The organism is Actinophytocola sp., assembly GCF_035762905.1.
In the GTDB taxonomy this organism is placed as follows: domain Bacteria; phylum Actinomycetota; class Actinomycetes; order Mycobacteriales; family Pseudonocardiaceae; genus DASYTH01.
In genome coordinates, this window is sequence record NZ_DASUCC010000035.1 from 1 (window position 1) to 21,022 (window position 21,022).

The following is a 21,022-nucleotide window of genomic DNA, read 5'->3' on the forward strand; positions in this document are numbered from 1 at the left end:
CTGCGCTCAAGGACAATGCCGCGGTGAACGCGCCGGCGAGCGGCGGCGGAGACGACGGTAAGGACGAGTTGGTCATGCTGGAGGAGGAGATCGAGGGATACCGGGTGGTCCGGGCGATCGTGTGCAGCGAGGTTCCCACCGGTCGGATCGTCGCGCGAGATACCAAGAGCTACTTCGGCATCCTGCTCGACGACAACAATCGCAGGCCGATCGCCCGGCTGTGGTTCAACCGGACGAAGAAGTATCTCGGCATCTTTGACGAGCACAAGGTCGAGACCCGCGTTCCGATCACTGGGGTCGAGGACATCTACCTGCACGCCGACGCACTGCGAAAGACGGTAGGCAGATACCTCAGCAACGCCGGCCCAGCCGACGAGCCAATGCCGGCCGACCATCCCGTGCCGGACCCGAACCCGGTGCCGATCCAGGTGCCGTGAACCAAGCCGTAGGCATGACCCTTGAACGCACTGTGATCATCCCGTCACGCAGTGAATCGGATGGTGGATCATGGCGAGCACGGTTTTGGCCGGCGCCGTTCCGGACCGGGATGCCCGCCGCGATCGTCACGATCTGTACACAGTGGACACTGCGGCTGGTTCCCGGCCAGCGGGTCCGGGAGGTCGCCTCGGACACCCTGCGCCCCGACACGCTGCTCAGGACCGTCTCGGCCACCATGTGCGATCGCGGTCCATGTGGGACGGGCCGAAGGTGTGCGAGGATGGCCGGCATGACTGAACAGGAGCGGGCGGTCCGGGTCGGTGACATCGCGGCGTGGGTGTTACAGGTGGCACTTGCCGCGTACTTCGTCTACAGCGCGTTCTCCCTGTTCGGCGACGATTTCGTGAAGAAGTTCGAGGAGATCGGCCTCGGGCAGTGGCTGCGGTACCTCACCGGCGCGCTGGAACTGGCCGGCGCGATCGGCCTGCTCATCCCGCCGCTGTGCGGCCTGGCCGCGCTGGGCCTGGTCGGGATCATGGTCGGCGCGATCGGCACCGAACTGTTCCTGCTGGACAACGGGGACGCGAAGCTCCCCTTCCTGCTGCTCATCCTCGCCGCGGTGGTGGCCTGGTACCGCTGGGACACCGTGCGGACCCTGCCCCGGGTGCTCAGCCGGTCCTAGCCGGCCGTCACTCCCGGAAGGAGGCGGCGGCCACCAACGGGATCTCGGTCGGGCCGCCGGCGGGTCCCGAGACGAGCGTCCCGTTGACGGAGGTGGCGACGCCGTCGGCGGTTGATCCCATCGCCCACACGGTGCCGGTGTCCGGCGTCGTGCTCAGGTCGTGCAGGGAGCCGCCCCCGGGGCCGGTCGGCGGGCCGTCGATCCGGGTCCAGGCCGATCCCGTCCAGCGGGTGACGAGGGCCTTTCCGGGCTCACTGCGGTCGTCGTCGTCGCATCGCCGGATACAACCCCACCTACCCGCGGCCAGAACTCCACCGGTCCCGTCGGGGGCGAGGGTGTAGAGGTTGCTGTAGTCCGGTTCGGGAGGCAGGAAGTCCTGCCAGCGATTGCCGTCCCAGTGAAAGAACTTGTCCGCGGTGATGGCCCACACGTCGTCAGGTGCCAGCGCGACGACATCCCTCAACTCGCCCACTTCGGTCGTCACCGGAAGGACCGACCACTGGCGGCCGTCCCAGTGCAGGGCGAGCGGCGAAGACCCGGGGGCGGCGTCGGACACCCCGACGACCCAGACGTCATCGGCGGTTCGGGCGTAGATGTCGTGCAGGATCATGTTCTTCGCGCCGGGTACCGCCGGGGTCGGCGCCGTCCGCCACTCATTCCCGTCCCAGCGCACGATGTACGGGTGTGCGGCCTGTGGGTCGGCCGGGTCGACGCCACCGATCGCCCACGCGTCGTCCGCCGCGACCGCCGCCACCTTCCACAGTCGCCCGCCCATCCGGTCGCGCGGCACCGACGCGCTCTGCCATGCGCGACCATCCCAATGCATGGCAATGGGTTTCGGGTCTTGGGCCGTGCCGACCGTGCCGACCGCCCACACGTCGTCGGAGGCGACTCCGGACACACCCGTCAGCGGTGGCAGGTCGAACTGCTGCCACCGCTGCCCGTCCCAGTGCGCCGCCTTGGTGGAGCTGTCGTTGACGCGGCGGTAGCCGACGGTCCACACGTCGGAATCGCTGATCGCCGCGATAGCTGACGGGCGCTTGTTGTGAATACCCGGTGGGCGCAGCGTCCACTCGCTGGGAGCACCGGAGCCGACGTTCCCACCCCGTGCGGCAACCGCGGGGGTATCGCCGGTGTCCTCGAGGGAACCGACGGTCAGAACCAGGCCGGCGATCACGGCGCCAGTGGCCGCCATCGCGCCGGCCACCTCCCAGCGGCGCCTGCGCCGGAGCCTGGCGGTGGCGATGACGGCGTCCAGATCCACCCGGACGCTGCGCTGGTGACCGGGCGCCGCCAACCGGGAAATCAGCTGCTGCTCATTCATGACTGACTCCTTCCCGCGGCACCCGCGGTGGACTCCCGGTCCAGCCGGGTCAGCGCCGCCCGCAGGGTTTCCAGGCCCTTGGCGGCTTGGCTCTTGACCGTTCCCTCCGAGCAGCGCAACAACTCCGCCGTCTCGGACACGGACAGTTGCATCCGGTAGCGGAGAATCACGGTGGCGCGTCGTCGCGGCGGAACCTCGTCGAGCGCGCGGCGGAGCAACTCTTCCGAGCCGTCCCACTCCACCGACCCGGCGGGATCGGCCCGCTCGTCGCCGACCTCCGGCAGGACGCCGCTGCGGCTCTCCGCGCGCCGCCAGGGCCGGCGCTGCTCGTTCAGCCAGCACCGCAGCAGCGTCTTGCGCACGTAGGCGTCGGCGTAGTGCGGCCGCCGGATCCTGGGCCATACCCGGTAGACCCTGATCAGACAGGTCTGCACCAGGTCCTCGGCGAGGTGGTGGTCGCCGCACAGCGAGTACGCCAGCCGGCCGAGCGGGTCCATTCACCGCCTCGGCGAACTGGCGAAACTCCTCGTCGCCACCGGTGTCACGCAGGCTCACGGTTCCTACACACGCTCGACGCCGGCGCGGTTGCCCGGTCGTTGACACGGTTGCGCCACCGACTTACGTTCGAGGTACAGTCGAACAATGTTCGAAATATCGAACAGGGGAACGCCATGTGGCAGTTGTCCCGACGGAACGCGATGCGACTCGGCGCGTTGACCGCCGCCGTTCCGTCCGCCCTCACCGTCACCGGAACCGCGACCGCGGCGCCGCCGGCCCGGACTCCGACCGCCTGGGTGGTCAGACCCTTCGGAAACCATCAGGTGAGTCTCGCGCCCAGCCTGTTCGCCGCCAACCGGGACCGGATCGCCGAGTTCCTCCGCGGCTATCCGGCCGACCGGATGCTCGCCGTCTTCCGCGCCAACGCGGGCCTGGACACCCGGGGCGCCAACCCGCCCGGTGGCTGGGAGACCGCGACCGGTAACCTCCGCGGCCACTATGCCGGGCACTACCTCAGCGCGCTCGCCCTTGCCTACGCGGGCTCCGGCGACACGTTCTACCGGGACAAGCTCGACTACCTGGTCGGTGCGCTCGGCGAGTGTCAGGACGCGCTGAACGAGCAGGTCGGCCAGCCGGCGCCGCCCACTCCCCCGGTGAGCCGAGCGCCGGGCCGGTTCGGCAACGCGGTCCGGCTGTCCGGAACCGGCCAGTATGTCGCGCTGCCAACGGGAATCGTGTCCGGTCTGGCCGACTTCACGGTCGCGCTGTGGGTGAACCCGGCGGCCACGACCACCTGGTCGCGGATCTTCGACTTCGGCACCGGAACCACCCGGTACATGTTCCTGGTTGCGAGCGCCGGATCCGCGCCCCGGTTCGCGATCACCACCAACGGTGTCGGCGCCGAGCAGCGGATCAACGGCACCGCTGCACTGCCCACCAACCAGTGGACCCACGTCGCGGTCACCTTGCGGGGCAATACCGGCACGCTCTACGTCAACGGCACGCCGGTCGCCGCCAACGACGCGATGACCAGCACGCCGGCGAGCCTCGGCGCCACCGACCGGAACTGGATCGGCCGCTCCCAGTTCGGCGACCCGTTCCTCAACGCCGCCGTGGACGACCTGCAGATCCACGACCACGCCCTGACCGCGGCCGAGGTGCGCACGCTCGCCGGCGGGCAGCTCGGGGCGGGCAACGTCGCCTCGTACCGGTTCGACGAGTCCACAGGGGACGGTGCCGGCGACTCGTCCGGCAACGGGCGGGACGCCACCCTTGTCGCCGAACCGACCGGCGCCCCGGGTCCGAGCCATCGCGGATACCTTGCCGCATATCCGGAAACCCAGTTCATCCTGCTGGAGCGGTTCGCCACGTACCCGTCGATCTGGGCGCCCTGGTACACCTGCCACATGATCATGCGGGGCCTGCTCGACGCCTACCAGCTGGCCGGAAACCAACAGGCGCTGGACATCGTGCTCGACATGGCGGACTGGGCGCACAGCCGGCTGGCCCACCTGCCCCGCCCGCAGCTGGACCGGATGTGGCGGCTGTACATCGCCGGCGAGTACAACGCGATGGCCGCCGTACTGGCCGAACTGCACGCCCTGACCGGAAACCCGGCCCACCTCGAGACCGCCAGATGCTTCATCAACACCTACCTGTTCGAGGCGGCCACGCGGAACGAGGACATCCTCGACGGGCTGCACGCCAACCAGCACATCCCCCAGTTCCTCGGCTACCTGGCGATCTTCGAGCAGACCGGCGAGCGTGAGTTCTACGACGCGGTGGCCAACTTCTGGGATATGGTCGTCCCGCACCGGATCTACACCGACGGCGGCATGGCCGGCACCGGCGAGCTGTTCGGGGCCCGCGACGTGATCGCCGCGACCATCCAGGAGACCAACGCCGAGACCTGCCCGTGCTACAACATGCTCAAGCTGAGCCGAAACCTGTTCTTCCACGACCCGGACCCCAAGTACATGCAGTACTACGAGCGGGCCCTGTACGGCCAGATCCTCGCCTCCCGGCAGCACGCCAGAAGCGGCACGAACCCGCTGCTCACCTACTTCGTGCCGATGAGCCCCGGCACCCGGCGCAGCTACGGCAACCTGGGCACCTGCTGCGGCGGAACCGGCCTGGAAAGCCACGTCAAGTACCAGGACTCCATCTACTTCCAGTCCGCGGACGGCGACACGCTCTACGTCAACCTCTACCTCGCGTCCACTTTGGACTGGACGGAGCGGGGGTTCACCGTCGAGCAGACCACGGACCATCCCACCGATCCGACCGGTACCACCACCATCACCGTCAACGGCACCGGCCAGCTGGACATCAAGCTGCGGGTGCCGTACTGGTTGACCGGTGGTTTCACGGTCACGCTGAACGGCGTGCGGCAGAAGGTCGACGCGAGCACCGGCGACTACGTCACGCTGCGCCGGGACTGGCGGCCCGGTGACCGGATCGTGCTCACCATGCCGTTCACCCTGCGGGCCGAACGCGCGCTGGACGATCCGGCCAAACAGAGCCTGGCCTACGGCCCGGTGCCGCTGGTCACCCGCGCCGCGGAGACGACGTACCGGGAGTTCTCCTTCTACCGCGACATGGACCTGCGCGGCGACCTGTCCCGGGCTGTCGTCCCCGGTCCGGAGCCGATGACCTTCAGCACGCACGGCTACCCGGTCACGCCGTTCTACCTCGCCGACACCGCCCCCTACCACGCCTACTTCACCCGGCACGAGCCTCGGGTGGTGTTCGGTGCGGTCGACAGCGGCGTGCCGAACCTCGCCCGGGCGGACGGCCGGACCTTCCTCGACCAGGTCTGGGCCAACGCCCCGTTCCCCACCGGGGACCGGTTCCTGCGCACGGTCGACCGGGCCGGCACGCAATGGCGGAACCTCGGCCTGTTCACCCCGGAGCAGCACCAAGCCGTCCTGGCCGCCGCCGAGGCGGCGCACCTCGAACGCTGAGCCGTCCCGGCTCAATAGTCCACACGGTGCGCGTGATTGTCCACGCGACCGTTCCTAGCCTGGAGATTCATGATGCGATGGCAAGCGCTCCTTGCGGGCACGATCCTGCTGACCGGTCTGGTACTGGCGACGCCCGCGGCGGCCGTGCCACCGCACCTGGAGGCCGAGGATCCGCCGGCGATCTGCACGGGCACGATCGACAGCAACTGGCCGGGGTTCTCCGGGGCCGGGTTCTGCAACGGCACCAACGCCACCGGCGCGTTCGTGCAGTTCACGGTCGTCGCCACCGGCTCCGGCGCCGGGATGGCCACGGTCCGGTTCGCCAACGGCGGCACCACCGGCCGGCCGGCCGACCTGATCGTCAACGGCACCAGGCTGTTCTCGGTGCCGTTCGAGCCCACCGGCGCGTGGTCGACCTGGGCGTCGAGGAACGTGGGGTTCTTGGTCCCCGCGGGCACTTCCACGATCCGGCTCAATCCGACCACCTCCGGCGGCCTGCCCAACATCGACTACATCGACTTCGTGTGGGAGAGCCCACCGCCGCCCGGGAACTCGTTGTACGTGGCCCCCGGCGGTAACGACAGCAACCCCGGCACGCTGGCCGCACCGCTGCGCACCGTGCAACGGGCGGTCGACCTGGCCCAGCCCGGCTACACCATCAACCTGCGCGGCGGCACCTACGCACCGGCGACCAACATCCAACTGATCAAGAACGGCACGCCGAGCCAGCCCATCACCATGCGCAACCACAACGGTGAGCGGGTGATCATCGACGGCGAGAACATGCCACACACCCCGGCGCCGGTGGACGGGAGCATCCCGCGTCCGGAGCGCGGCGCCATCCACATCGAGGGCGACAACTGGCGGCTGATCGGTCTGGAGATCATCAACGGCCCGTACGCCATCTTCGGTCTTGACACGAACAACAACGTCTTCGACCGGCTGATCACCCGGGACAACTATGAGTCCGGACTGCACATCCAGGGTGCGTCGAGTAACAACCAGGTGATCAACCTGGACAGCTTCGGCAACCGCGATCCGCGCAACAACGGGGAGAGCGCCGACGGCCTGGCCATCAAGGAGGGCTCGGGCAGCGGCAACGTGGTGCGCGGCGCCCGGCTGTGGAACAACTCCGACGACGGCCTCGACTTCTGGGAGTTCCTGTCCCCGGTCACGGTCGAGAACAGCCTCGCCTGGGGCAACGGGTTCAACCGCTGGAACCTGCCCGACTACACCGGCGACGGCAACGGCTTCAAGCTCGGCGGCGGTGACGAAGACCTGCCCGCGGCCCACATCGTGCGCAACGGCATGGCGTGGGACAACTCGGCCGGCGGGTTCATCGACAACGCCAACCCGGGCCAACTGGTCACCGACCGCAGCACCGCCTGGCGCAACGGGGGCACCGGGTTCGACTTCGCCGACGCCGACGGAACGCTGACCAGGAACCTGGCCGTTTCCAACGGAACCAACTCCTCGCTGGGCGGAAACTCCAGCGGCAGCGGCAACTCCTGGGACCTCGGCGGCTCCTGGTCGTTCGTCAGCACGGATCCGGCCACCATCACCGGCGCCCGGAACGCGGACGGCTCGATCCGGTCCAGCACGTTCCTCCGCCCGACCAACGGCGCCGACGTGGGCGCCCGCTTCTGAGGTCAGACCTCCCGCCACTCCTTCTTGTGCAGGTACATCGGCGAAATCAACTCCTCGACGTCCTCCACCAGGACGGCCCGGCGCGGCGCGGCCGGGTCGTAGGCGATCGTCGCCCGCAACCCGATCACCGGCGGCGCCGTCGCCCGCTCCACCACCCGCACCGGCCGGTCGAGCGCCCGCGACTCGAACGTCAACCGGTACACCCGCCGACCGTTGATCCGGGTATTCGTCCCCGCGACCCCCACCAACTGCGCCGGAATCCGCAACCCCTCCGCCACCAGCCGGTCCCGCTCCACCGACCGCCGACGCCACCGCACCGCCAGCCACCCCACCCCCACCGCCATGGCCACCCCCAACCCGCCGAACACCAACATCAGAACCAGATACGTCGTCGGCCCGCTGTAACACGTGGCTCCCCCACGACACGGATAGCTCCGATCCACCTCATCCGTGGTGCGCCACAGAAACCCCAGGTACAACGCCGCCGGCAGCATCCACGCCACCTGCGCGACCAGCACCCACACAATCACCTTCCGAGCAGACCGCGGCATGGCCGCACGATAACCGCCGCACCCGCCCCGACCGCCCGCTCCGCCCCAACGACCGCCCCAAAGGACATCCGGCTGCTCACTGCAGGCGACGACGCACCCAGTTCACGAACAGCCGGATGGTCATCGCGAAGAGGATCAGGAAGCCGATCGAGCGGACCAGGTCGCCGGTGTCGCCGCTGAGACCGGTGTAGGCCGTCATGCCCCAGACGAACCACGCGATGTCGATGACCAGGAGAATCAGCAGCACCTTGGTGTCACGCTGGATTCCCTTGGGCCGCACGGGCGTAGCGTGGATGGTGTTGTTCGCGTTGATGGTGTTGAAGGTCTGGCCGCCCTGGTAGACGTTCTGGGTGCCCTGGTTGGCATTCACGACGCCGCCCGGCCCCGGCGTGCTGTGCTGATTGTTGTACACCCGCCCGGGAACGTTCCGGCCGCTCGGCGTTGTCATGGCCGCGGGACTCCTTCCGTTGCGGGGTAGATGTTCTGGGTGCCCTGGTTCGCGAACACCGTGCCGCCGGAGCCGGCCATGTTGTGTTGATTGTGGACACCCGTCGGGTTCGGTTCGGCAGCGAGATCGGATGACCCCAGGCCCGGCACAAGAGCGGTGAGGTGTTCCACGAGCGCGTCCAGGTCGGTGCGAAGCTGCCGGTGCCGGACCCGGTGTGCCTGGGTCAGGCCAAGTTGCCTGATGTCGTCGGGAAGTTCGCCGGGAGCCGGCGGAGCGGCACCGTCGAGAAGCACCGGAACGACCGGAACCTTGTGGCCGAAGGCGAACTTGAGCTCGCGGCGGACCCAGTCCCTGGTGTCGTCGAGGCGCCGGCGGCCGGACCCCGCGGTGGCGGTGAGCCAACCCGGGCCGATGACGACCACCAGCACGCGGCAACTGGCCAATGCCGCGCGGATGCTGTCCGGGTAGACCTGCCCCGGTCGCATCGAGTCGCAGTCCCGGAACACCCGGTGACGACCGAACCGCACACCGAGCACCGTGTGGAGCTGGGCAGCGACATACGGGTTGTCGTCACTGCGGTAGCTGACGAAAACGTCCACTGACGGAAAATCGCCCACCTGCCGACATGCATTTCGACGCGTTGTCACCGCACCTCCGACGATTGCCGACACACCTTTTAGTCGATCGTCGGTGCCAACCGTTACCACGGCCGGCTGGTGACCACTTTTTGTCCTCGTAACGCGGCCGGTGCCGTGATCGATGCGTCGTCATGACGATACGGACCCGCGGCCTTGACCAGCGGACCGTATCCCTCGAATGGAGGGAAGAGTGTCGCCAATCCGTTCCGTTCTCGCCTCGGATTCATGCCTTACATGTGGCGCCGAAACGGCCTCCGAGGACAGGTTCTGCGACCAGTGCGGGTCACCGGTGGCGCACGGCCGTGCCGACCCGACACCGACCGTCCACACGGAACGGAAACGCACGCGGCGGCGCCCCGAGGTCCAGACCAGTCCCGGTCCCGACGTTGCGACCGCCGCCGCGCTCGCCGGCCGGTCGACTCCGCTGCCACTTGCTCAGGTCCACGGCGGCCAGCCGGACATGTGCGTGGTGTGCGGAGCCGACATCGCGGTCGGTGCGGCCGCGCAGTCCTGTCCCGCATGCGGAAACTCGCTCGTCCTCGTTCCGGACCGCGCACCACCCGGCGGTCAGGCGGTCCTCGGCACGCTTTTTCGGCGCCGCACAGGACTGCGCCGGAAATGGGCCATGATCGTCGGGCATGCCACGGCCGGGCACAACCTGCTGCTGCACGACGGACAGGTTGTCGTGCTGCCCAACGACGCTCTGCCCGCGCCGGCAGAGCCCGAGCTGACCGGAATGACCGCGCCCGACCCGCTCAGCCCGGCCGGGCGGATACTGCTCTACGCCACAGCCGTCTCCGCCGGCGCGGTGTCACTGCCCTGGACTGCGGACCTGCTGCTGAACCACGCCTTCACCGTGATCTCCGCCGCGCCGTGGTTCAGTCGCGCCGCGGCGATCGACGTGCTCGAACTGGGCCGGCCCGACCTCTTGGCCCGCTGCGGTCTGAACCGAACCGAGATCATCTGGTTGACCCTGATCCATGCGGCGCGGCGGGACGACCCGGCCGCGGTCGTCGACGCCGCCGCCGCGCTCCCGCCGGACCGGTACCGCCGCAAGATCGCGGTGCTCGCCGCGTTCACCGGTCGAATCGAGCACCTACCCGGTGCGGCCGAAAAGCTGTCCGGCGCCCTGCGGGCATTCGCGCCATCCGATCCGCTGGCGGCGGCGCTCCGCCGCCGGCTCGGCACCACCGACACAAACCCGGCACAGCGGTTGGACGACCTCGCCCTGATCAGCACGCGGCTCTGCGCACCCCGCCAGATCATCCAGCTCACCGGGCTGGTCAGCGCGGTGCATGCGGATCCCGATGCACTGGCCCTGCTTGGCCCGCGCGGCCGGCTCGCGGTGACGCACGGCGGAGGTCACACGCCGGGCAAGGACTGCGGTCCCGTCGCGGTCGACACGGCACCGCTCGCCGTGCTCGACGACCTGATCGACCGTGGCACGCTCAAGGCGGAAACCCTGTCCGGCACGACCCGCCGGACACCGGAGCGGATCTACCTACTCGGCCGGCTGGCTCCGGAACAGCTCACCGGCGAACAGTTGGACAGCCTCGGCCACCGGGACGAAGCGATCCGGCGCACACTGGCCACCGGCCAGACCCAACTGTCCGATGAGGACCGGGCGGCTCCGATGGGCAGGCATGTCACGGCGCTGGACCTGATCCTGCGCAGACGGCACACCGCGGTGTCCGCCGACGACGTGCTGCCGGCGCACCGGCAGGCCGCCGAGCGGTTGGTGCGGATGCTGCGCGGGTCGGATGACGGCCAGGATCCGGCGACCCTGCTCGACGAGGCCCTGTTGTCCGACCGCAGCACCTGGCTTCCGCTGATCGGCCTGTTCGGGTCCGACCGGCTGCACACCAACGATCCCGGGTCGGCCGAGCGCTGCTCCGAGTTCTACGAATGGCTCGCCCTGGTCGCCGCGCGCGAACACCTGTTCCTCGCCGACTGGGCGGCCGGAGTGGCGGCCGCGCGCCGGTGCCTCGACCTCGCCACCGCCGAGCCGATCCGGGACGAGGCGCAGAACCTGTTGGCCTGCGGGCTGCACCACCTGGGTGACCACGCCGGTGCGCTGCGGGAGCTCGAGTCCGCGATCGAGGGGGAGTACTCGGTGGCGCTGCTCGCCAACATCGGCGTGGTGGCGGCACGACTCGACCCGGAGCGCGCCGCCGGGCACCTGGCCAGGATCGTCCGCGAGGCACCGACCGCCGCGATGCGCGTGAACGCCGCGCGGCGGGCCTTGGACATGTGGCGCAGCGACGCCACGAACGTCTGGCAGGGCGAGGAAGGTGCCCAGCTGCAACTGCCGACGGTGTTGCGGGAGCCGTTGCGGGCGGTGGTGACCGAGCGGATCGACATCGACGACTTCCGGGCGATCGCGGAGGCGATGGCCCTGTTCGATCCCGTCTGGCTGCGCGCACCCGGCAGCCTGGCCGGCTCACCGCACCGCAACTCCCTCGAGGCGCGGTACTTCGTCGCGCGCGCCGAGGACGGCCTGCTGCCGGTGGTCGAGATGTTCGGCACCGTCAAGGCCTGGGACACCGCACCGGCCTGGCTCGGCGACGCCCGCGACAAGCTCGTCGACGACACCATCGAGTTCCTCATCGATCACATCAACGATCCGGACAACGCGGCCGGCGTGATCGCGAAGGCGCTCGTGGAACAGGTCCGCGGCCTGGCCCCGCGGGCCAGGGTGATCCTCGCCCTGCTCGCGGTCGCGACGCTGACCTACCATCTGTCCGAACAGGACCTCGAGATCTCCGACCTGATCATCGAGCTGTTCAACACCCACGAGCGCAAGATCCCCGCGTTGGAGCCCGACGAGGGCAAGGTTCCCGCGAATCTCGCGGAGCTGTGTGTCCGCCGGATCGCGCTCAACCTTCAGCAGGCCAGGGGCAACGAGCTGGAGTCGATGCGGGAGCCCTACAACACCGCGCTGACCGTGCTCGACCGGGTACCGCGCGGCACGCCGCCGTGGTTCCAGGCGCGGGCCCAGGTGGCCGAGTTCGTCGCGGCATGCCAGCGCACCAGAACCCAGCTCCGCCCCTGGCTGCGCCGGTTGGCGGACGCCGATGTGCGGGAAACGGTGATGGATTTCCTTGAGCGTTGCCACGAGGTCGAGCTCAGGGCCGACAGAGTCCTGCAGAACTGAGGAGTCATGGCCGATCGCAACCCCTACCTGCTGCTCGGTGTCGACTACGGCTGCCCGCCGGACGCCGCGCGCAAGAGCTTCGCCAGGGCGGCCCGCCGGATCAGGCGAGCGGGCACCACCGAGATCACCACCGAGGATCTCACCTGGGCGCTGCACGAGATCCAGCACGAAGACGGCGACCCGTTCGACGCGGTCGACCTCTTCCGGGTACCGGCGAACCCGGACGTGTTCACGCCGGCCGGAACCGGGCTGTTCGCCCCGCCACCGGTACCGCTGCCCCGCGCCACGGTCACCACGGCCGCCGATGTGGACACGCTGGTGAGCGGTCTCGCCGACGACGTGTCGGCCCTGCTCGGCGCGGCCGCGGCCCACCTCGTCCGATTCGACTACGGCTACCAGACTCCTGGAGGAACCCGGATATGACGCGATACAAACGCGACCTGCTCGCCCGGCTCGACCGGCTGGAGAAGGCGGTCGACGCAATCGTCCGCTCGATCGAGAAGATCGAGGTGGCGACGATCGTGCGGGACCCGTCCTCGCAGCTGTCCGTCGACGCCTACGACGGGTTGCGCCGGCAGATCGTCGCCGCGGCCGGCGAGCGGATGGCGCATCTGTACCAGCTGGCCCGGTTCGCCGAGGCGGCGTCGGCGGCCACGCCCGCCGACGAGCTCGCCCCGCTGATCGACGAGTGGATGGGACAGGCGGGTCTCGAGCGGGTGACCGATCCGCACGACACCCGCTACTACGACGTGCTCGGCGGCGACGGTCCGGACTTCCGGGTCCTGCGCCACGCGTACCGGGACACCGTGACATCCCGGGCGGTCGTCATGGGCCAGACCGAACGGATCGGCGTGCCCGCCGGCAACGGGGAGGTCGTGGCGTGAACCCGTTCGGTATCGACTTCGGGACGACCAACTCCGTTCTGGCGCAGTGGAACGGGGTGGAAGCCGAGGTGCTGTCGATCGACACGCCGCCGGGCCAGTGGCAGAACATGGGCTTCGACCGGGTCCTCCCGTCCGTGCTCGGCATCGGCGACGCCGGCGAGGCACTGTTCGGCTGGAACGCCAAGCGTGCGACCGGCGGAAAGCTGAACGCGGTGAAGCGGCTGTTCGCCACCGAGAACACCGTGGACATCAACGGTCACGTCGTGTCGGTCGAGGAGGCCGCCGCCCTGCTGTTCGCGCACATCCGCAGCGCATCGGCGGGAGTGACGGTGAACCGCTCGGTGGTTACGATTCCGGCCAACAGTCGGGGGCTTGCCCGCTACCGGACCAAGGTGTCCGCCGGGCTGGCGGGGATCGAGGTGCAGGCACTGGTCAACGAGCCCACCGCGGCCGCCATGGCGTTCTCCATCGACGCCACGCACGACCAGAACGTCCTGGTCTTCGACTGGGGTGGCGGCACGCTGGACGTCACCGTGCTGGAGACCATCGAAGGGGTCTTCATCGAGCGGGCGTCCAAAGGGATTCCGCGCTCCGGTGGCATCGATCTCGACGAGGTCTTCGCCAACGCCATCACCGCGCAGCTGCCGTCGGCGCCGTCCTGGAGCCCGGCGGAGGAGGCGCAGTTCCGGCTCGAGGTGGAACGGGTCAAGATCCTGCTCTCCGACCAGCACGAGACCAATCTCCAGCTGCCGTCCGGTCGCTACGTGCCGGTCACCCGGGAATTGTTCATCAAAGCCATCAGCGGCAAGCTGCACGAGGCGATCCAGCCGATCAGGCAGTGCCTCTCCGACCTGTCGATCGATCCCAGAGGGATAGACCAGCTCGTGATGGTCGGTGGCAGCAGCAAGATCCCGGCCGCCCGGCAGCTCGTCTCCGAAGTGCTCGGCCGGGAACCGGCCACCGGCGCCGATCCGATGACGGCCGTCGCCCAGGGTGCCGCGATCGCGTCGGCCATCCTGCTCGGCCAGCTGGACAAGGACTTCTTCGTGGCGACCGAGCACGCGCTGGGCACCGTCGTACACAACGACGGTAGGCCATCCTTCAGCGTGCTCATCCCGCGCAACCACCAACTGCCGGCCAAGGCGACGGACAGCTACGTGCCGGCCGCGGAGGGACAGAGCTCCGTCCTGGTGCGGGTGATCGAGGGCGATCCGACCAAGCCGGTCGAGCACGAGGACAACGTCGTGCTCAAGGAGTGGCCCATCCCCGTCGAGCCCACCCGGAGCCAGGCCGACGCCTCGTTCACCATCACCTACGAGTACAACGTGGACGGGATCCTGCACATCACCGTGGTCGACCAGCTCACCGGCCGGCAGATGCTCCGGGACGACGTCTCCTTCGGCGTGACCAAGGACAAGACAGCGCTGGTGGAACTGGCCAAACGGGTGCACGCCACGATGCAGACCGGTACGGTGAACGGCTCCGGGCGCCGGGTGCCGGTCCCCATGGTGGACGCCGAGGCCGCCCGGCTGGTGGATCGGGCCAGAAACAAGGTGATCCCGTTCGTCGACGACGAGGAAGCCAAGCGGTTGGAGGCGATCTGCGGCGACCTCGAACACGCGTCTGGCGACGGGCTCGTTGAATGCAAAGGGGCGCTCACCGAGGCGCTGCGGCAGTACGCGTACCTGATGGTCTAGGTGAGTGGCCGTGCACCGGACGGATGCGATCACCACCGAGCACGCCGCGATCCTGCCCATCTACCTGGTGTGCGACCTGTCCAGCTCGATGCGGGAGGACCGGCGGGTGGAAGCGTTGCGCGACGCGCTCACCGGGCTACGCGACGCCGTCTGGGCCAACCCGGTGGTGAGCGACTGTGCCCGAATCGGCGTGATCGGTTTCGCCGGGCGGGCCTGGCTCTGCCTACCGCTGTGCGACATCGCGACCGTCGGCGACCTGCCCGTGCTCGAACCGGACGGCCTGACCAGTTACGCGGCGGCGTTTCGGCTGCTCCACCGGACCGTGCGGAGCGACGTCGAGCAACTCGCCGCGGACCAGTACCGGGTCTTGCGGCCGCTGGTCTTCTTCGTCAGCGACGGCGAACCGACCGACCGGACGGCCGAGTGGGTCGCGGAACTCGCGATCCTGCGCACCGCCGCCGTCCGCCCGGAGATCATCACGTTCGCGATCGGCGAGGCCAGCGCGGCGACGCTCCGGCAGGTCGCCACCGCCCGGTGCTTCGTGGCCAGCGTGGGTACCGCGGTCCGCGACGCGATCGCCGAGATCGGCGCGGTGGTGATCCGCAGCGTCGTCGCGTCCAGCACGTCCGGACAAGCCGCCGTAGCCGGTCCGCCGCCGGACGGCTTCGACGAGTTGGACTTGTTGTGACGCAACCACTCGCAATCGACGGCGCCGGCCTGCGGGCGGGTGCGGAGCTGGGCAGGGGCGGGCAGGGTCGGGTGGTCGAGGTGCTCGGCGGCGCGGGCCGGCCGGCCGGCGAACCGCTCGTCGCCAAGTGGTATCTACCATCGGTCGACTTGGATGCCGCGGCACTCACCCGGCTGGTGGCCTGGCGGCGCTCGCTCGCCGACGCCGATCGATCCACTGTGGACGATATCGCCGCATGGCCGCGGGCGGTGCTGCTGCGGCATGGTCGAGCCGCCGGCGTGCTGCTGCCCCGGGTGCCGCCACGGTTCTCGATACCGGTCCGGCTGCCGTCCGGATCGGCCGGCCAGGTGCTCAGTGAGCTGCAGTTCCTCATCGCCGGTCCGGATCTGCTGACCCGGCGCGGTATTCCCGACCTCGACCGCCCGGTCCGGCTGCGGGTCCTGGCCCGGTTCGCCGCCGCCGTCGCCGTGCTGCACAACCATGGGGTGGTCCTCGGCGACCTGTCGGTCAAGAACGTGCTCTGGTCGGTTGCCGGCGGCGAGCCGGCGGTATACCTGTTGGACTGCGATGCCCTGCGACTGACCGGAACCAACCCGGCGGTGCGGCAGCCGAACTCGCCGGGCTGGGACGACCCGGCATTCCCCGGCACCCAGAACCAGCAGTCCGACCGTTACAAGGTGGCGCTCACCGTGTTGCGCGTCCTGGCCCGTGACTTCCATACCAGGGACCCGGAGCGTGCCAGGGCCGCGCTCGGCCGCGAGTTCCTGCCGTTGCTCCGTGCCGGGTTGAGCGGCCGTCCGGACGTCCGGCCGGCCGCCTCCGCCTGGCGCGAACCGCTGTCCACGCTGTCAGAAGAAGGGATGTGACCGATGGGTGAGGAAAAGGCGAAGCTCCTCCCGTTCTATCTCGTGATCGACGTGTCCTGGTCGATGGACGGGCCGAGCATCGACGCGGCCAATGACATCGTTCCCAGCCTGCTCGAGGCGCTCGAGCAGAATCCGATTCTCAGTGACAAGGTGCGGTTCGGCCTCGTCGACTTCTCCGACGACGCCCGCGTCCAGCTGCCGCTGTGCGATCTGCTCGAGCCGAATCTCTTCGTGCCGACGCTGTCCACCCGGGGCGGAACCTCCTACGGCGTCGCGTTCCGGTTGCTGCGCAAGCAGGTCGAGCTGGACGTGATGCAGCTCAAAGCGGACAACTACAGCGTCCACCGGCCGGTGGTGTTCTTTCTCAGTGACGGCGCTCCGACCGACGAGGAGCACGACTGGCGCAGCGCCTTCGCCGAGCTGACCCAGTACGACCGGCAGAGCAAGGTCGGATTTCCCATGTACCCCAATGTGATTCCGTTCGGCGTCGACAACGCCGATCCGGTCATCCTGCAGTCGCTCATCCACCCGGCGACCGGCAACAAGCAGATGCGTATGTTCCTTATGGACAAAGGGAACACTCCGGCCGAAGCGATCAAGGCAATGGCCGAGATCCTGATCTCCAGCGTGCTCAGCTCCGGTATGAGCATGGCCAACGGTGGGCCGGGCGTCGTCCTGCCCGATCCCGGCCAGCTTCCGGCCGGTGTCTCCTCGTTCACCGCCGATGACGAGGACTTCCTATGAGCGGCACGGTTTCGGGCGGCAGGCACGCGTTACGCGATCCGCGACCGGAAGTCGAACCGGTGGCGATCGGCGATCCAGGGCGGGCAGCCAGGGCGGTGATACCCCAACCGGACCGACGATTTCCGTTCCGCCCCGCCATCGTGCTCGACGGCGTACGGATCGAAGGATCATCCGACGCCGGCGGCCTCGAGGTCCGGGCGGCCAGCCGGCGCGGGCTGTCCCATCAGTACTACGGCACCACCCGGCAGGACGAGTTCGGGTTCCTGGTCACGCAGGATCGCCGGTGGCTGGTCGTGTCGGTGGCCGACGGCGTGTCCGCAGGCGAGTACTCCCACCGGGCCGCGGAGATCGTCACCCGCGAAGGCTGCACCCGGATCGCCGGGCTGCTGACCGGCGTGGCACCCGCCGCGCTGGACTGGAACGCGGTCCTCGGCGAGGTGTCCGCCGTGGTCGTCGGTCAGGTCCGGGCGGAGCTGGACCTGCCCGGCGCGGATCTGCGGCAGGTGGCCGACCGGGCGGCCGCCACCGCCCTGTTCGCGGTCGTGGCGGTCGATCCGGACGACGGTGGCGGACGCACCGTGCACGTGATGTCCCTCGGCGACACGTCGGCCTGGCTGCTGCACTCCGAACGGGAGACCCGGTGGACCCCGCTGCAAGCGGTGAAGAACGCCGGAGCGGCGGTCGCTTCGTCGGCGACCGCGGCGGTGCCGCTGATCCCGCGGGAGCTGCCCCCTCCGGTGGCCGCCCGCCTCGACCAGGACGGCGTCCTGGTGCTGATGACCGACGGGGTGGGCGACGCACTCGGCGGCGGAACCGGTGAGGTCGGCGACCACCTCGCGCGGGCGTGGCAGCGGCCCCCCGATCCGCTGAACTTCGCCGCCCAGGTCGGTTTCGCCCGCCGCAGTTACGACGACGACCGCACGGTGGTCGCCGTCTGGCCGACACCGGCGCCGTCGTGAACGACGAGCTGGACCGGTCCGAGCTCGGCAACCTGGGCGCCGAGCTTGGTCAGGGCGGCCAGGCCGTGGTGTACCTGGTTCCCGAGCTGCGCCTGCCCGACGCGACCGGACAGCTCGTCTTCAAACGCTACAAGGGAAACCAGGTGTCGCCGAACGGACTCCGGGCCATCGTCGGAGTGCGCAGCCGGCTCGAGCCGCGAACCCGGGAGGCGCTCGACACGGTGGCCGCTTGGCCGGTGCGGGTGGTACGGGACAACGGCACGGTGTGTGGCGTGATCATGCCGCTGATCCCGGACACGTTCTTCCAGGAGCGTGTCCTGCCGTCGTCGGGCCGGCGCACCCGCGATCCGCGGGAGGTGCAGAACCTCTTCGTCGACCCGACGCTGGCGAACCGGCTCGGCATGCCTGATGTGTCGCTGCGTGACCGGTTCGCGATCTGCCGCGACCTGGCACTCGCGCTCGCGCTGCTGCACCGCAACGGCGTCGTGTTCGGCGACGTGAACGCCAAGAACGCGCTGTTTCGGCTCAACCCCGAGCCAACCGTGATGCTGGTCGATTGCGACGCGGTGCGGATTCGGGGCAACGCACCGGTCGTCCGGCAACTGAACGCGCCCGACTGGGACCCGCCGGAGGGACGGGTGCTCACCCAAGCGACGGACCTGTACAAGCTGGGACTGTTCGTCCTGCGGACGCTCAACCCCGGCCCGCGGGCCTCCACCGCTCGGGACCCCGGCCGGGTAGTGGGTCAGCTGGATACCGAGGGCCGGGCCATGCTGACCGCCGCGTTCGGCCCGCCGGCGACCCGCCCCGCGGCCGCGGCCTGGCGTGCCTACTTCGCCAAACGCGTGGTCCCGGCCGGTTCGCCAAACCTGGTGGCGGCCGTGCCGGTCCGTGGTCCGGCAGTGCCGGCCAGGTCGTCCGGTTGGCGTCGGGACCCGGCCACCGGCAAGTGGATCGCGATCCGGTGAGCCGCTTTCCGCGTGCGCCGGGTGGCCTCCCCCGGTGTGTCGTCTGCGACCGGGCCCCGTTCGGGCCGGTGGCAGAGTCGTTGCGGGGGGAGCTGACCTGCCTGTCGCACCCCGTATCCGGCCACTGCGCGTTCTGCGCGGCCGTGGCAACCAATCCACGCGGTCCCGGCTGGCAGGACGTCGGCGCGGGCCGGCTGCGGTGCCCCGGCTGCGCGGCCGAGGCGGTGAACACGGTCGAGGACGTCCGGGCCCGGCTAGGCGGCATCCGGAAGGAACTCGCGGATCTGGGATTCGCGCTGCACAGCCGGGTGCGGGTGCTGCTGGCCACCGCGGCCGAGCTGTCCGGCACACCGGTCGGCCGCCAGCACGGTCAGCCGCTCGGCGTGACCGAGCTGCGCCCGACCGGCGGCAGAACCGCCGACGTGGCAAGGATCCGCGTGCTGGCCGGACTGCCCGGCACCATGTTCGGCCGGGTCATCGCACACGAGCTCGGCCACGCCTGGCTCGCCCAGTTCGGCGCCCGTCCGCTCGAACCCACCATCGAGGAAGGTGTCTGCGAGCTCATCGCCTACGCCTGGCTCAAACGCGCCAACACCCCGTTCGCGCTCGCGTTGCGTGGGCAGCTCCTGACCAACCCCGACCCTATCTACGGCACCGGTGCCCGCACCGTCCACGCAGCCACCCGCCGCCACGGCCTCGAAACCGTCATCACCAGCCTCGCCACCTCCGGCCACCTCCCCAAGTGAGACTCCCATGGCCGGCGTCACTTCGGGCGGAGTTGGGTGGAGCCCTCGTAGGGTTGGGTGTGGGAGATGAGTTTGGCATAGCAGTCGTCTCGGGGGATCAACTCCGCGTTGCACCAGGTGTTGGCGGACGCTCCGTCCGGATAGGTCGACGATTGGATGGTGATCCAGAAGTCCGGGTACTTGAAGCTGGTGAAATCGCCGGACCAGAGTAGCTTGGCTCCGGGGTAGCGGGCCTTGAGTGAGCGGTGGTCACGCAGGATCTCCACGTAATTGTAGGTGATCCCATTCGCCACCAGACCCGGGCGTTTGCCGGACAATTGTGGAACCCAATACCCGACAAGCGATTCGACGGCAGGCCGGTCGGCCACCACCTGCCGTTCGAGTTCCGCCTTCGCCGTGGCGGCGTCGGTCACTTCGGGAACACGGGACGTGGTCGTCGTCGTGGTGGGCGTGGCCGGCGGTGCCACCACCGCGTTGCCGGGAGCGGGGATCACGGGTGGGACGGCCTGGGGTGTGGGCGGTGCCGACGTCGACGTTCCACTTCGGCCGATCATGATGGCCATCATGATCAGAACGAGCACGGCTCCGGCCGCGATGGGGCCACGTAGCTGACGCACGGGGCGTGGCCGGCGCGGCGACGACGTCGGCGGCGGTGTCCTGAGCGCGGCCGGCGGATTCGGCCGGGCGGGGGTGACGGACGGCTCCGGCCGCACCGGAGCGGCGGTTGGAATTGTGGCGCCACAATGTGTGCAGAACCGGGCCCGCGGACGGCCGGCGTGACCGCATTCCCGACAAGAAGCCATAACCCACCTCTTTGGCAGCGACTCACCCGGTTCTACAGGATAGGTGTCGCGCCGGCCCGGCAAGTGTTACCCGGAAACCTCGCGGAGGACAACATCTCAGGCGGTTCGAGCGATACACCGGTAGGCTGCACACCGCGAAACAGAAAAGGACAAACATTGTCACCGTCGCAGATATTCGTTGTCCACTTGCGGCCGCACCGGGACACCAATCCGTGAGCCCCCGGAGCGGCCGAACCGGGCCGCAAACACCGCTTCTCCTGTTGGCCGTGTTTCTTGGCGGATTCCTGGCCTCGGGGATCAGCGTTCCCACGCAGGTGTCCGGGT

General features: G+C 69.4%; 19 protein-coding genes and 1 pseudogene. 14 read left to right on the top strand and 6 right to left on the bottom strand.

Translation table 11 applies throughout. The features are described from left to right. Both VFV67_RS05975 and VFV67_RS05980 read left to right on the top strand, forming a co-directional pair. Positions 1-437 (top strand): annotated as a pseudogene (locus VFV67_RS05975) (hypothetical protein); the annotation flags it as partial. 290 nt (positions 438-727) lie between these two features. Further along, a complete protein-coding gene (locus VFV67_RS05980) occupies positions 728-1,120 on the top strand; it encodes a DoxX family protein (protein WP_326467840.1) in 393 nt (130 codons plus the stop codon). Positions 1,121-1,127: 7 nt separating this feature from the next. Here the strand turns inward: VFV67_RS05980 and VFV67_RS05985 are convergent, their stop codons facing one another. Further along, positions 1,128-2,444 carry a hypothetical protein gene (locus VFV67_RS05985; RefSeq protein WP_326467842.1) on the bottom strand — a complete coding sequence of 439 codons (1,317 nt, stop codon included), beginning with the start codon at positions 2,442-2,444 and terminating at the stop codon, positions 1,128-1,130. After that, the gene (locus VFV67_RS05990; RefSeq protein WP_326467844.1) at positions 2,441-2,941 is read right to left on the bottom strand and encodes an RNA polymerase sigma factor; all 501 of its coding nucleotides are present in this window, start codon (positions 2,939-2,941) and stop codon (positions 2,441-2,443) included. Before VFV67_RS05990 ends, VFV67_RS05985 begins: the two co-directional genes overlap by 4 nt. Before the next feature lie 183 nt (positions 2,942-3,124). On the opposite strand from VFV67_RS05990, the gene VFV67_RS05995 reads away from it, so the two are divergent. Both VFV67_RS05995 and VFV67_RS06000 read left to right on the top strand, forming a co-directional pair. Next, positions 3,125-5,905, top strand: a complete 2,781-nt coding sequence (locus VFV67_RS05995; protein ID WP_326467846.1) for a beta-L-arabinofuranosidase domain-containing protein — start codon at positions 3,125-3,127, stop codon at positions 5,903-5,905. A 69-nt stretch (positions 5,906-5,974) separates the two neighbouring features. Beyond that, the gene (locus tag VFV67_RS06000) at positions 5,975-7,552 is read left to right on the top strand and encodes a right-handed parallel beta-helix repeat-containing protein (protein WP_326467847.1); all 1,578 of its coding nucleotides are present in this window, start codon (positions 5,975-5,977) and stop codon (positions 7,550-7,552) included. A gap of 2 nt (positions 7,553-7,554) precedes the next feature. On the opposite strand, the gene VFV67_RS06005 is transcribed toward VFV67_RS06000, so the two are convergent. The 3 genes from VFV67_RS06005 to VFV67_RS06015 all read right to left on the bottom strand — a co-directional run bounded on the left by VFV67_RS06005 (position 7,555) and on the right by VFV67_RS06015 (position 9,150). After that, entirely contained in the window at positions 7,555-8,103 is a 549-nt protein-coding gene (locus VFV67_RS06005) for a DUF3592 domain-containing protein (RefSeq protein ID WP_326467849.1), read from the bottom strand. 76 nt (positions 8,104-8,179) lie between these two features. Beyond that, positions 8,180-8,551, bottom strand: coding sequence for a hypothetical protein (locus VFV67_RS06010; protein ID WP_326467850.1), 372 nt, complete (start codon positions 8,549-8,551; stop codon positions 8,180-8,182). After that, complete coding sequence (locus VFV67_RS06015) at positions 8,548-9,150, bottom strand: toll/interleukin-1 receptor domain-containing protein (RefSeq protein WP_326467852.1); 603 nt, start codon at positions 9,148-9,150, stop codon at positions 8,548-8,550. The genes VFV67_RS06010 and VFV67_RS06015 overlap by 4 nt, the downstream gene beginning before the upstream one ends. 664 nt (positions 9,151-9,814) lie before the next feature. Here VFV67_RS06015 and VFV67_RS06020 point away from each other — a divergent pair. The 10 genes from VFV67_RS06020 (at position 9,815) to VFV67_RS06065 (ending at position 19,895) form a co-directional block, all read left to right on the top strand. Then, positions 9,815-12,343, top strand: coding sequence for a hypothetical protein (locus VFV67_RS06020; protein WP_326467854.1), 2,529 nt, complete (start codon positions 9,815-9,817; stop codon positions 12,341-12,343). A 6-nt stretch (positions 12,344-12,349) separates the two neighbouring features. Further along, positions 12,350-12,766: a hypothetical protein gene (locus VFV67_RS06025; protein WP_326467856.1), complete on the top strand. Its 417-nt coding sequence runs from the start codon at positions 12,350-12,352 to the stop codon at positions 12,764-12,766. Next, positions 12,763-13,227 (top strand): hypothetical protein, encoded by a 465-nt coding sequence (locus VFV67_RS06030; protein ID WP_326467858.1) that lies wholly within the window; start codon positions 12,763-12,765, stop codon positions 13,225-13,227. The genes VFV67_RS06025 and VFV67_RS06030 overlap by 4 nt, the downstream gene beginning before the upstream one ends. Next, a complete protein-coding gene (locus VFV67_RS06035) occupies positions 13,224-14,924 on the top strand; it encodes an Hsp70 family protein (protein ID WP_326467860.1) in 1,701 nt (566 codons plus the stop codon). Before VFV67_RS06030 ends, VFV67_RS06035 begins: the two co-directional genes overlap by 4 nt. A gap of 10 nt (positions 14,925-14,934) precedes the next feature. After that, positions 14,935-15,612, top strand: coding sequence for a hypothetical protein (locus tag VFV67_RS06040; protein ID WP_326467861.1), 678 nt, complete (start codon positions 14,935-14,937; stop codon positions 15,610-15,612). Continuing rightward, on the top strand, positions 15,609-16,478 hold the full coding sequence (locus VFV67_RS06045) for a hypothetical protein (protein ID WP_326467862.1): 870 nt from the start codon (positions 15,609-15,611) through the stop codon (positions 16,476-16,478). Before VFV67_RS06040 ends, VFV67_RS06045 begins: the two co-directional genes overlap by 4 nt. A 3-nt stretch (positions 16,479-16,481) precedes the next feature. Next, on the top strand, positions 16,482-17,222 hold the full coding sequence (locus tag VFV67_RS06050; RefSeq protein ID WP_326467863.1) for a vWA domain-containing protein: 741 nt from the start codon (positions 16,482-16,484) through the stop codon (positions 17,220-17,222). After that, positions 17,219-18,181 (top strand): protein phosphatase 2C domain-containing protein, encoded by a 963-nt coding sequence (locus tag VFV67_RS06055; protein WP_326467864.1) that lies wholly within the window; start codon positions 17,219-17,221, stop codon positions 18,179-18,181. The genes VFV67_RS06050 and VFV67_RS06055 overlap by 4 nt, the downstream gene beginning before the upstream one ends. Further along, the gene (locus VFV67_RS06060) at positions 18,178-19,149 is read left to right on the top strand and encodes a hypothetical protein (protein ID WP_326467866.1); all 972 of its coding nucleotides are present in this window, start codon (positions 18,178-18,180) and stop codon (positions 19,147-19,149) included. Before VFV67_RS06055 ends, VFV67_RS06060 begins: the two co-directional genes overlap by 4 nt. A 68-nt stretch (positions 19,150-19,217) precedes the next feature. Then, entirely contained in the window at positions 19,218-19,895 is a 678-nt protein-coding gene (locus VFV67_RS06065) for a protein DA1 (protein ID WP_326467868.1), read from the top strand. Between the two features lie 17 nt (positions 19,896-19,912). Here the strand turns inward: VFV67_RS06065 and VFV67_RS06070 are convergent, their stop codons facing one another. Continuing rightward, on the bottom strand, positions 19,913-20,608 hold the full coding sequence (locus VFV67_RS06070) for a hypothetical protein (protein ID WP_326467870.1): 696 nt from the start codon (positions 20,606-20,608) through the stop codon (positions 19,913-19,915). Positions 20,609-21,022: the final 414 nt, after the last annotated feature.